We start from the raw sequence: 11,822 nt of genomic DNA on the forward strand, positions 1-11,822 counted from the left end.
GCGCCGTCAGAGCGAGGCGCGCAGCTTCTCGCCCTTGGCGCGCGCCACGTCGGCGAGCTCGGTCTGGAACGCGAGCATCGCCGTCCGCAGCCGGAGCGACTCGGCGTCCGTGCCGGCGCCCAGGATGCGCGCCGCGAGCAGACCGGCGTTGCGCGCCCCACCGATGGACACGGTCGCGACCGGGACGCCCGCGGGCATCTGCACGATCGAGAGCAGCGAGTCCATGCCGTCGAGGTGCCCCAGCGGCACCGGGACGCCGATGACGGGCAGCGGAGTGACCGCGGCGAGCATGCCGGGAAGGTGCGCCGCGCCGCCGGCACCGGCGACGATGACGCGCAGCCCGCGGTCGGCGGCCGTGCGGCCGTAGTCGATCATCTCGGTCGGCATCCGGTGGGCCGAGACGACGTCGACCTCGACGGCGACACCGAGCTCCTGCAGCGCGGTGGCCGCGGCCTCCATCGTGGGCCAGTCGGAGTCCGAGCCCATGACGATGCCGACGACGGGTGCGCCGGTCGGTGCGGGTGCGGTCGCGTCGGTCATCGGAGCTCCCCGTTCAGGTGGGCGATCGCGCGGGCGGCGTCGCGGCGGCAGGTCTCGAGATCGTCCCCGACGACGGTGACGTGGCCGAGCTTGCGCCCCGGCCGCACCTCCTTGCCGTAGAGGTGGACCTTCACGTGCGGCAGCTCGGCCATCAGCGCGGGGTAGGCGTCGGTCGGGTCGTCCAGGCCGCTGCCCAGGAGGTTGGCCATGACGGCGTGCGGGGCGCGCTGCGCCGTGTCCCCGAGCGGGAGGTCGAGCACGGCGCGCAGGTGCTGCTCGAACTGCGAGGTCGTGTGAGCGTCGATCGTCACGTGGCCCGAGTTGTGCGGGCGCATCGCGAGCTCGTTGACGACGAGCTCGCCGTCGACGTCGAACATCTCCACGGCCAGCACGCCCGTGACGCCCAGGCCCTCGGCCACGAGGCGGCCGACGCCCTCGGCCTGGCGCGCCGCCGTCGGGCTCAGGTCGGGTGCGGGGAGAGGACCTCGGCGCACACGCCGCCGCGCTGGATCGTCTGCAGCACCGGCCAGGTGCGGACCTCGCCGCTCGGGGTGCGCGACACGAGGACGGCGAGCTCGCGCGTGAAGGGGACCTTCTCCTCGCACAGCACGGGCCAGGACCAGTCGAGGTCCCAGGCCTGCGCCTCGGCCCGCTCCAGCACGCGCACGCCCTTGCCGTCGTAGCCGCCGCGCGGAGTCTTGACCACGACCGGCCAGCCGACGTCGTCGCCGAACGCCAGGACGTCCTCGACCCCGGCCGCCTCGCGCCAGCGCGGGCACGGGACGCCGAGGTCCTCGAGCCGGCGGCGCATCACGACCTTGTCCTGCGCGTGCACCAGGGCGTCCGGGCCCGGTTCGACGGCGTGGCCCGCCGCCCGCAGGTCGGTCAGCACCGCGTTCGGCACGTGCTCGTGCTCGAACGTGAGGACGTCGGCGCTCTCGGCCAGTGCCCGCAGCGCCTGCGGGTCGTCGGCGCGGCCGACGACCGCATCGGGCACGACCTGCGCCGTCGAGGAGGTCGCTGACTCCACGAGCGCCGTGACGTGGACCTGAAGACCGACGGCCGCCTGGGCCATCATGCGGGCGAGCTGGCCGCCGCCGACGACGGCGACACGGGGGAGGTCATGGTGCTCGAGCCTACCGAGCGGCGCGGGAGGTCCGTGTCGTCGTCCACCGTCGAGCCGCCGTCGAGCGCCGGGGGCCGAGGTGACCGTAGGCTCGCACCGTCCGCCCCTGCCACCGGGAGAACCGCGTGTACCGACTCACCCCTGCGCTGCGCCACTACGACTGGGGCTCGCCGACCGCGATCCCCGAGCTGATCGGGCGCGAGGCCGACGGTCGGGCCGTGGCGGAGGCGTGGTTCGGGGCGCACCCGCAGGGCTCCAGCCTCGTGGAGCACCGCGACTTCCCGACGCTCACGCTGGCACAGGTCGTGGCGACCGATCCGGCGGGTCTCCTGGGCCGCGACGTCGTGGAGCGCTTCGGACCCGAGCTGCCGTTCCTGCTGAAGCTCGTGGCCCCGGTCTCGCCGCTGTCGCTCCAGGTGCACCCCTCGCTCGAGCAGGCGGCGCTGGGGTGGGTCCGGGAGGAGCGTGCCGGCGTGGCGGCCGGCGCCGACAACCGCACCTACCGCGACACGAACCACAAGCCCGAGATGCTCTACGCGCTGGAGACGTTCGAGGCGCTCAGCGGGTTCCGCACCCCGCGGCGGGCGGTGGAGATCCTCACCGGGCTGAAGGCCCCGCTCATCGAGAAGACGATCGAGCGCCTGCGCTACGGGCACTCGGCGCAGGCGGTGCGCTCGGCGTTCGAGTACGTGCTGCTCGGGGCGCGCGACCGCGACGCGGACGTGGCCGCCGTCGTCGCCCAGATCGAGGAGCGGCTCGCGAGCCGCACCAGCCCGTCGCTGCACGCCGACGAGATCGCGCTGCGGATCGCGCGGGAGCACCCCGGGGACCGCGGGGTGCTGGCGTCGCTGCTGCTGAACCCCGTCACGCTGCGCCCGGGCGAGGCGATGTTCGTCCCTGCCGGCGCCGTGCACGCCTACGTCTCCGGCGTCGGGGTGGAGGTGATGGCGAGCTCGGACAACGTGGTGCGCGCCGGCATCACCCGCAAGCACGTCGACGCCCGGGCGCTGCTCGACATCGTCGACGTGCGTCCGGCGCCGCCGATCCGGCTGGCGCCCGAGCACGCGCGCACCGGCGTCGAGGTCTTCTACGCGCCCGTGGAGGACTTCGAGCTCGCCGTCATCACGGTGGCGGACGCCGACGAGCCGGTGGCGATCGACGGCGGCGGCCCGAGGATCCTGCTCGCGATCGAGGGCGAGCTCGAGCTGTGCCACGGGGACCGGGTGGAGCCGCTCGTGCGCGGCGCCGCGGTCTTTCTCTCCGACGGCGAGGACCCGGTCGTGCGCGGGCACGGTCGGCTGGTGCGCGCCGGCGTGCCGTGACGCCGGCGGGGCGCTAGCGCAGCAGGCCCAGCCGTCCGGCCTCGATGGCCGGGCAGCGGTCCATCACGACGTCGAGGCCCGCCTGCGCGGCTCGGGCCGCCGCTGCGTGGTCGATCACGCCGAGCTGCAGCCACACGGCGCGGGCGCCGGAGGCGATCGCGTCGTCGACCACCGCGCCCGCGCGCGTCGCGTTCACGAAGACGTCGACGACGTCGAGCGGGCCGCCCTGGGCGGCCTCGGCCACCGTGGTGACGCCCGCGGCGCCGTGGACGGTCTCGGCCGCGGGGTGCACCGGGACGATGGTCATCCCCAGGCCCTGGATCGTGCGGGCGACGCCGTGCGCGGCGCGGGCGCGATTCGTCGACAGGCCGACGACGGCCCACCGACCGGGGGTCGTCAGGAGGCGGCTGATGACGGCGTCGTCGTTCACCCCTGAGCCCCCGCCTCCTGCTCGGCCTGCGTCGGGAGCGTGCCGTCAGTGACCTGCTGCCAGAACAGCGCACCGGCCGCCTCGTCCAGGAGCACGGTGGAGCCCAGGTTGCCGGGGCGGTGGTCCGGATCGGCGATCGGCGGGGTTCCGCGGAAGCCGTCCGGGCCGGTCGCGCTGCGGAACGTCAGGGCCATGCGACCCAGGCCGACGACGCCGGTGCCCGGGTCCGTCGTGAGGGCGTCGGTGCCGGCGGTGATCAGCGGCACCTGCTCCCACGGCAGGAGCAGCGAGGGGCCGCGCAGCTGTGACGTGACGGCCTGGATGACCTGCTGCTGCCGCTGACCGCGCCCGATGTCGCCGGTCGGGTCGGAGTAGCGCATGCGGGCGAAGGCGAGCGCCTGGGCCCCGTCGACGTCGTGGCAGCCGGCGGTCCAGACCATGCCGGACAGCTCGTCGTCGACGTCGGAGTCCCAGCACAGGTTGACGCCGCCGACGGCGTCAACGATCGACTCGACGCCGCCCATGCCGATCTCGACGTAGTGGTCCACCTTCAGTCCCGAGAGTCCCTCGACGGTCTGCACGAGCAGGGGTGCGCCACCGAAGGAGTAGGCCGCGTTCAGCTTGTTCTGGCCGTGGCCGGGGATCTCCACGAGGGTGTCGCGCGGGAGCGACACGAGGGAGGCGGTGCCGTCACCCGGGGCGGTCAGGAGCATGATCGTGTCGGTCCGGGACCCCTGGGTGGTGTCGCCCTCGAGCGCACCGTCGCTGCGCGAGTCCGAGCCCGCCAGCAGGTAGGTCCGGCCGGGGGTGCCCGCGGCGTCCGAGAGCGCCTCGGTGTGCTGCACGCGGCCGTCCGCCCAGACCACGAGGCCGATGGGCCACACGAGCAGGAGCACCAGCGCGACCGCCACGAGGACGAGGCGGCGACGGCGGAACGTGGCGCGGGAGGGGCGCCGCGGTCCGCCGCCCGCGGGGGTGCGGGGGCCGTCGTCGGTCGGCGGGTGCGTGGAGCCCCCGTTCCCGCGCCCGGCGGGAGAGGCGGAGAGGCCCGCCGCACCGGCGAGCGGCATCGCGCGCGTGGCGCCGACCTCGCCGGACGTGCGGGAACCGGGGCGGACCTCGAGCGGCTGGGCCTGCGGACCGCGCGCGGCCGCGGCGCCGGGGGTGGTGCGAGGTGCCGCGGGGCGGGTCGACCGGCCCGGCGACGGTCGCGCGGGGGCGGTGGCGCCGGCGCGGCCCGGGGTCTGGCCCGTGGAGCGCGGCAGCGGTCGGCGCTGCGGACCCGGCGACGGCGGGGCCGCGGGTTGGGAGGGCGCCGGACGGCGGTCCGGGATGCGGCGCCCGCTGCCCGGCTCGAACGACGGGGGAGTCTCGTCGTCGGTCATCGGGTCTCCTCGGGTGGTCGCGGACACGGTCGTGCCTGCGGGTCGTGAGCTGCAGTCAGGTTAGGGGCGGGCTCGAGCGCCCGTGGCCGCGCCGCGCCGTCGGGCGGTGGTCAGCAGATCGTCTCGTCGGTCCCGCGCACGACCGTCCACGGGTCCTGCGTCGGAGTCTCGGTGGGCTCGGGGTCGGGCGTCTCCTCGACCGGCGGCTGCGCACCGGGGTCGCCCTCGCCCTCGACCGGCGTCTCCGGCGCACCGGGGTCGGCGACAACGGGCGGCTCGGGCTCGGGTTCGGGGGTCACGATCGGCTCGTCGTTGCGCAGGCGCTCCCACAGCTGCTCGCTCAGCCCGTTCTCGACCACGCGGGCCCCGGCGTAGTCGAACGGCATCGTGACGAAGGTGACGCCGCCGGCGCCGACCGAACCGAGCGACGTCGCGAGGCCGGCGAGGTTCATCAGGTTCGCGAGGCCGGAGCTGACCGACAGGGAGTCGGTGACCGCGTCGAGGAAGTCCAGCAGCGGCTTGATGTCTGTCACGACGTTCTTCGACAGCACCTGGCGCACGACCGCGGCCAGGAGCTCCTGCTGACGGTCGATGCGCTGGATGTCGCTGCCGTCGCTCCCCGCGATCTTGCGGGCGCGGGCGAGGCCCAGGGCCTGCTGCCCGTCCAGCGTCTGCTGGCCGGCCGCGAGGTCGAGGTCCGAGCGCGGGTCGACGATCGGCTCGGGGATGCACATCGGCACACCGCCGATGGTGTCGACCATGCGCTGGAAACCGGCGAAGTCGACGACGGCATACTCGTCCACCGTGAGGCCCGTCAGGCCCTCGACCGTCAGGGCCGTGCAATAGGCGCCCAGGTGGACGTCGCCCTGGGCGGCACCCGTGCTGAACGCCGAGTTGAACATGGCGCTGGACTGGCGGCCGGAGGTGCGTTCGAGGTTGTCCTGGTCCAGCGGGCAGGCGGGGATCGCGGTCAGGAGGTCACGAGGGATCGACACGGCCTCGACGCGGCTGCGGTCGGCGGCCACGTGGACCAGCAGGGTGGTGTCGGAGCGCGCCCCGCCCTCCTCGCCGCCGCCGATCGCGAGGTTCTCGCCGTCGCGCGAGTCCGAGCCGATGAGGACGATGTTGATGGCCTGGCCGGCGCGCGGGTCGGTGGGCGGTGCCTCCGTCGTCGGACCGTCCTCGGGGTCGGGCTGGACCGGTGCCTCGGTGCGCATCGCCTCGAGGTCGAGGCCGCCGCCGACGTTGGAGGCGAAGTTGGTGTACACCGCGAACGCGCCACCGCCCACGAAGGTGAGGGCGCCGACGAGGACGGTCGCCACGAGCCGCAGCGCGCCGTGGCGGCGGATGCGTCGGGAGTGACGGGGGACCCGCGCGGCGGGGCGGCGTGACGATGACATCGCGTCCGATCGTAGGGGGCCGCGCGGCCGCGCGGTCGGGGGCGGGGCGCGGTTCCTGTGAAGAGTTGGTGCACGCCGCCGGCCGCCGGGCGTCGCGAGGACGGGCGTGCGTTCGCCGGTACGGTGAGGGGCGTGAGTGACAGGACCGATCCGGGGGCGCAGGTGTGCGCCGTCGTCGTCGCCTGGAACCGCCGCGACCTCCTGGTGGAGGTGCTCGACGCGTTGCGTGGGCAGACGCTGCGCCCGACCCGCGTGGTCGTGGTCGACAACGCCTCCGACGACGACTCCGCGCAGGTCGCCGCGTCCTACCCCGAGGTCGACCTCGTGCGGCTGACGCGCAACACGGGCGGGGCCGGCGGGTTCGCCGCCGGGCTGGCGCACGCGCTGGCGGGAGCGTCGGGGGAGTCGGACTGGGTCTGGCTCATGGACGACGACACGGTGCCGACCGCGACCGCGCTCGCGGAGCTCGTCCGGGTCGCACAGGCCGCGGGCGCCGACGTCGCCGGATCCCGCGTCATCTGGACCGACGGTCGTGAGCACCCCATGAACACCCCGCGCGAGAACCCGTTCGCGACGGCGGAGCGGCGCCGGGCCGCGCGTGCCGCCGGCGGTCTCGACGTGCGCAGCACCTCGTTCGTCTCGATGCTGGCGCGCACCGCCGTCGTGCGCCGCCACGGGCTGCCGGTGGCCGACTACTTCATCTGGAACGACGACTTCGAGTACTCGACCCGGCTCATCCGCGGCGGGACGGGCGTGCACGTGCCGAGCAGCGTCGTCGTGCACAAGACGAAGGCCCTGGGCGCGACCGACGTCGACCCCGGGGCGCGGTTCTTCCACGAGGTGCGCAACAAGGTGTGGCTCTTCACGCGCTCGCGCTCGCTGGCGCCCCGCGAGAAGCTCGTCTACGGCGCCTCGACGTTGCGGCGCTGGGTCCGGACCGTGGCGCGCTCCGGCAGCCGGGGGCTCCTGGTGCGGTGCCTCCTGCGCGGCCTGCGCGACGGCGTGCTGACGAGGCCGCGGCGCACCGCCGTCGTGCTCGAGGACCTGGGGGAGACGACGGCGCTGGTGGCCCGGGCGGAGGCGGCGCGTGGCTGAGGCGTTCTCGCTGCTGATCCCCGTGTACCGCGGGGACGATCCCGCGCACGTGACGCGGGCGTTCGCGTCCTCGGTCGGTGAGCAGACGCGGCGGCCGGACGAGGTCGTGCTGGTGCAGGACGGACCGGTGGGTGCGGCGCTCGCGGCCGCGATCGACGAGCTCGAGTCCACGAGCCCGGTGCCGGTGGTGCGCGTGGTCCTGCCGACCAACGTCGGTCTCGCGCAGGCGCTCACCCGCGGTCTGGACCGGTGCAGTCACGAGATCGTCGCACGCATCGACGCCGACGACGTCTCGCTCCCGCGGCGCTTCGAGCTGCAGGTGCCGCTGGTGGAGGCGGGCCTCGACCTCGTCGGGTCCGGGATGGAGGAGTTCGCGGACGACGAGGACGTCGTCGTCGGGACGCGCGTGCCGCGCACCGGGCAGGCGGCGATCGAGTCATACGCGCGGTTCCACGACCCGTTCTCCCACCCGACGGTCGTCTACCGGCGCTCGGCGGTCGCCTCGGCCGGCGGTTACGTGCCGATGGGTCTGATGGAGGACTACTGGCTGTTCGTGCGCATGCTGCAGGCGGGCGCGCGCGTGGACAACGTCGTCGAACCTCTCGTGCGGTATCGCGTGGGGGAGGGCGCCTACGCGCGGCGCGGGGGATGGGCGCAGTGGCGCACCGAGGTGGCGCTGCAGCGGGCGATGCGCCGGGTGGGGTTCACCACACCGGTGCAGTACGTGCGCAACGTCGTGGTGCGGGGGGTGTACCGGTTCGTGCCCGAGCGGGTGCGGAAGGTGGCGTACCGGGCGCTGATCGCGCGTGGGGGGCGGTAGGCGGGCCGCACCGCCGTCGCGGGTCGCACGCGGAGTCGTGTCAGCCGCCGTCCTGTCGCAGCGCCATCGCCACGGAGAAGCGTCGTTCGAGCTCGTACGACAGCGTCTCGACGTAGACGGCCGTCATGTGGTTGTCGTCGCTGAACACGAGTCGGTTCCCCTGCACCGCGGAGCACAGGCCCTGCGGGCAGATGACGTCGTTCATGTCGACGAACTCGACACCGTCGGGGTAGAGGTCCAGCGTCGGATCCTCCACCGAGATGCGGTCGTAGAGGAGGACGTCGCACATGGCCGTGTCCGTGACGGACGCGACGCAGTCGGACATGGAGAAGTCGAACCACGGGGTGTCACGGATCGCGACGATGTGCGACGACGTCGGGATCGCGTCGAACGCCTCGAGGTAGGCCGGGGGGACGTAGTCCTCGCCATCACCTGCGGGACGGGTCGACGTGGTGACGATGTACTCGGGACCGGTCGCCAGGAGCTCGTCCGTGAGGTCGTCCAACCAACGGGCGCAGTCCGAGGTCGGCGCCTGCGACGACGCCATGAACGGGCAGCCGACCTTGAGGTACGGCACCAGCCGCATCCCGAGAGCCTCCGCGACCCGCACCATCGCCGCGAACCACTGCTCGGAGTGCGAGCCGCCGACGAGCGCGACGGTCGTGGGGCTGGTGAGGTCGCCGTAGGCGCACTGTCGCAGGGTCGCGTCGCCCTCACCGGTGACGCATCCGTCGGCGAACACCTGGGTGTCGGGGATCGCCTCGACCGCGGGGATGAAGGGCACGTCCGGGAACTCCGCGAAGACCTCGGGTTCCGTGACCGACAGGGCTCCGGGGTAGGTGTCGACGTCGGCGAGCTGGGTGAGGTCGATCTCGGAGCGCAGCACCTCGACCCTCGCGAGCCAGGTCAGCGGGAGGGCGAGGACGAGGACTGCGGCGGAGATCGCCGTCGCACGGCGCGCCACGGGGGAGGGCCGTGGAGGAAGGGCGCGCCGCGCCCCACCCGGACGACGATCGGCCAGGAGCCGCCGCCACCGGGCCGGGACGGAGTCGCGGACCGAGGCCCCCGTGCGCAGCGGCTCCTCGACGAGGTGGTGCGTCAGGACCGCGAGCACCGCCGACAGGAGCAGGACGCAGGCGCCCGCGAGCCACCCGACCGAACGCTCCCGGACCGCCACCGTCAGCACGAGCACGGGCCAGTGCCAGAGGTAGAAGGCGTACGCGTAGCGCCCCGCGTAGGCCAGGGGCCGCACGCCCAGCATCCGGGGCAGCGCCGACCGCGGTGAGGCCGCCCCCGCGACGACGACGGCGACGGCGGCGCCCACCGGTAGCAGCGTGGCCGGACCGGGGAAGGTGCTCCCGCCGTCGACCAGCAGCCCCGTCAGCAGGAGTGCGGCGAGACCGACCCAGCCGAGAACCTGCAGCGCGGGTCCGCGGGGGTTCCAGCGTGTGAGCGCCATCGCGAGCACCATGCCGAGGAGGAACTCCCACGCGCGGGCCAGGGTGTGGACGTAGGCGACCGGCTGGTCGATCGCCGTGAGGACGAGGGCGAACACGAACGACGCCAGGGTCGTCAGCGCCACCACGAGCGCGAGGATGCGGAGCCGGCGTGACGGCGCGAGACGGCGCACGCACCACCAGGTGAGCAGCATCAGCAGCGGTACGGCGACGAACAGCTGACCCTGCACCGACAGGGACCAGAAGTGCTGCCAGGGGCTCTGGTCGGGGTTGGCGGACCCGTACTCCTGGCCGGTCGTCGCCAGCCACCAGTTCTCCACGTACAGCAGCGAGGCGAGCGTCTGCTCGGCGCCGGCACGCCACCGCGTCACCGGGAGGATCACGGTGACTGCCGCGAGCGTGACGAGGAGCACCGTGACCGAGGCGGGCAGCAGGCGGCGGGCGTGCTTCACGAGGTAGGTGCGCAGCCGTACGCCGTCACCCCGCGCGAACCCGCGCCAGAGGCCGCCGCCGACGAGGAAGCCCGAGAGCATCAGGAAGACGTCGACCCCGCCGGAGACCCGGTCACCCCACACGTGGTAGCCCGCCACGAGGAGGATCGCGACGACGCGCAGTCCCTCGAGGTCCGTCCGCCACCTCGTGGTGGCCGAACGGCCGGGTGCGGGCGTCGAGGTCGGCGTCGTGATCGTGTTCAAGGCGGCAATCGGGTGGGGTGCGGGGCCGATCGATTCAACCACGGTGCTCCGCACCGCCACGACCGTCGCGCGACGCGGCGGTCGTGGCCTGCCCGACCAGGTCCGTCGGTGCCGGTAGCCTCGGGGAGTTGACGTCGAGCGAGGGAACATCGTGAACGCAGATCTGGTTGTGGTGGGTTCGGGCTTCTACGGCCTGACCGTGGCGGAGCGTCTGGCGACGGAGCGCGGCATCAAGGTGCTCGTGATCGACCGTCGCTCGCACATCGGGGGCAACGCCTACAGCGCGAACGAGCCCGAGACGGGGATCGAGGTGCACCAGTACGGTGCCCACCTGTTCCACACCTCCAACGAGCGTGTCTGGGAGTACGTCAACCGGTTCACGGCGTTCACCTCCTACGTCCACCGGGTGTACACCTCCCACAAGGGCGAGGTCTACCCGATGCCGATCAACCTCGGCACCATCAACCAGTTCTTCCGCAGCGCTCACGGCCCCGATGCCGCACGTGCCCTCATCAAGGAGCAGGCCGCCGAGCTCGGGGGAAGACCCCGGAGAACCTCGACGAGCAGGGTGTGAACCTCATCGGCCGCCCGCTGTACGAGGCGTTCATCCGCGAGTACACCGCGAAGCAGTGGCAGACGGACCCCAAGGAGCTTCCCGCGTCGATCATCTCGCGACTCCCGGTCCGCTACACCTACGACAACCGCTACTTCAACGACACGTACGAGGGTCTGCCTGTCGACGGCTACACCGCGTGGCTCGAGCGGATGGCCGACCACCCGAACATCACGGTGCAGCTCGACACGGACTTCTTCGACGCCTCGCAGCCGATCAACAAGCAGGCCGTCGTCGGCCAGGTGCCGGTCGTCTACACCGGTCCGGTCGACCGCTACTTCGACTACGCCGAGGGCGAGCTCTCGTGGCGCACACTCGACTTCGAGCAGGAGGTGCTCCCGGTCGGGGACTTCCAGGGCACCTCCGTCATGAACTACCCGGACGCGGGTGTGCCGTACACGCGCATCCACGAGTTCCGCCACTTCCACCCCGAGCGCGACTACCCGAACGACAAGACGGTGATCATGCGCGAGTTCTCGCGCTTCGCCGAGCGCAGCGACGAGCCGTACTATCCGGTGAACACCGCGGCGGACCGCGAGCGGCTGCTGACCTACCGCGGCCTGACCGAGGGCGAGCCGGAGGTCTTCTTCGGTGGCCGCCTGGGCACCTATCAGTACCTCGACATGCACATGGCGATCGGCGCGGCCCTCAGCACCGTCGACAACAAGCTCGACGCCCTCTTCGCGGGGGTCGACGCGTGAGCGCCCCGGCGACGGCGGTCGACACCGCCCCGAAGGACCAGCAGACCTTCCGGGTCGTCTCCCGCGTGGTCCTGCCGCTCGACGCCGACCCCGACGTCATGCCGCTCTACGTCGACTTCACGCTGGCGCGCGGCAACGTCGAGGCCTTCAGCGAGACCCCCAGGTCCTCCTGCAGACCGCGGCGGGCGACGTCGACACGAGCGTGATCAGCGGTCGTCACGAGCTCTCGCTGCGGCGG

Annotated in this window: 11 protein-coding genes and 1 pseudogene; 5 read left to right on the forward strand and 7 right to left on the reverse strand. The window is 73.3% G+C overall.

The annotated features are described in order from the left end of the window. Positions 1–6 precede the first annotated feature (6 nt). Genes purE through QQK22_RS18505 form a run of 3 tightly spaced genes read right to left on the reverse strand, consistent with a single transcriptional unit; the run spans position 7 to position 1,618 of the window. Positions 7–540, reverse strand: a complete 534-nt coding sequence (gene purE, locus QQK22_RS02930; RefSeq protein WP_284249264.1) for a 5-(carboxyamino)imidazole ribonucleotide mutase — start codon at positions 538–540, stop codon at positions 7–9. Continuing rightward, entirely contained in the window at positions 537–1,034 is a 498-nt protein-coding gene (locus tag QQK22_RS18500; protein ID WP_348525464.1) for an ATP-grasp domain-containing protein, read from the reverse strand. The genes purE and QQK22_RS18500 overlap by 4 nt, the downstream gene beginning before the upstream one ends. Next, the gene (locus QQK22_RS18505; RefSeq protein WP_348525466.1) at positions 1,001–1,618 is read right to left on the reverse strand and encodes an ATP-grasp domain-containing protein; all 618 of its coding nucleotides are present in this window, start codon (positions 1,616–1,618) and stop codon (positions 1,001–1,003) included. Before QQK22_RS18505 ends, QQK22_RS18500 begins: the two co-directional genes overlap by 34 nt. Before the next feature lie 173 nt (positions 1,619–1,791). On the opposite strand from QQK22_RS18505, the gene manA reads away from it, so the two are divergent. After that, positions 1,792–2,988: a mannose-6-phosphate isomerase, class I gene (manA, locus tag QQK22_RS02940; protein ID WP_284249265.1), complete on the forward strand. Its 1,197-nt coding sequence runs from the start codon at positions 1,792–1,794 to the stop codon at positions 2,986–2,988. Positions 2,989–3,001: 13 nt separating this feature from the next. Here the strand turns inward: manA and QQK22_RS02945 are convergent, their stop codons facing one another. From QQK22_RS02945 to QQK22_RS02955, 3 genes are all read right to left on the reverse strand, one after another. Then, positions 3,002–3,418 (reverse strand): CoA-binding protein, encoded by a 417-nt coding sequence (locus QQK22_RS02945; protein WP_284249266.1) that lies wholly within the window; start codon positions 3,416–3,418, stop codon positions 3,002–3,004. Next, positions 3,415–4,803 (reverse strand): LCP family protein, encoded by a 1,389-nt coding sequence (locus QQK22_RS02950; RefSeq protein WP_284249267.1) that lies wholly within the window; start codon positions 4,801–4,803, stop codon positions 3,415–3,417. Before QQK22_RS02950 ends, QQK22_RS02945 begins: the two co-directional genes overlap by 4 nt. A 110-nt stretch (positions 4,804–4,913) precedes the next feature. Then, positions 4,914–6,203: an LCP family protein gene (locus QQK22_RS02955; RefSeq protein WP_284249268.1), complete on the reverse strand. Its 1,290-nt coding sequence runs from the start codon at positions 6,201–6,203 to the stop codon at positions 4,914–4,916. Positions 6,204–6,335: 132 nt separating this feature from the next. On the opposite strand from QQK22_RS02955, the gene QQK22_RS02960 reads away from it, so the two are divergent. Then, positions 6,336–7,298, forward strand: coding sequence for a glycosyltransferase (locus QQK22_RS02960; RefSeq protein WP_284249269.1), 963 nt, complete (start codon positions 6,336–6,338; stop codon positions 7,296–7,298). Further along, positions 7,291–8,118 (forward strand): glycosyltransferase, encoded by an 828-nt coding sequence (locus tag QQK22_RS02965; RefSeq protein WP_284249270.1) that lies wholly within the window; start codon positions 7,291–7,293, stop codon positions 8,116–8,118. Before QQK22_RS02960 ends, QQK22_RS02965 begins: the two co-directional genes overlap by 8 nt. Before the next feature lie 40 nt (positions 8,119–8,158). On the opposite strand, the gene QQK22_RS02970 is transcribed toward QQK22_RS02965, so the two are convergent. Then, positions 8,159–10,270, reverse strand: coding sequence for an acyltransferase family protein (locus QQK22_RS02970; protein WP_284249271.1), 2,112 nt, complete (start codon positions 10,268–10,270; stop codon positions 8,159–8,161). A gap of 151 nt (positions 10,271–10,421) precedes the next feature. Here QQK22_RS02970 and glf point away from each other — a divergent pair. Both glf and QQK22_RS02980 read left to right on the forward strand, forming a co-directional pair. Beyond that, positions 10,422–11,584 (forward strand): annotated as a pseudogene (glf, locus tag QQK22_RS02975) (UDP-galactopyranose mutase). Beyond that, positions 11,581–11,790 carry a hypothetical protein gene (locus QQK22_RS02980; RefSeq protein WP_284249272.1) on the forward strand — a complete coding sequence of 70 codons (210 nt, stop codon included), beginning with the start codon at positions 11,581–11,583 and terminating at the stop codon, positions 11,788–11,790. Before glf ends, QQK22_RS02980 begins: the two are co-directional and overlap by 4 nt. Positions 11,791–11,822 lie beyond the last annotated feature (32 nt).

Source organism: Litorihabitans aurantiacus (genome assembly GCF_030161595.1).
In the GTDB taxonomy this organism is placed as follows: domain Bacteria; phylum Actinomycetota; class Actinomycetes; order Actinomycetales; family Beutenbergiaceae; genus Litorihabitans; species Litorihabitans aurantiacus.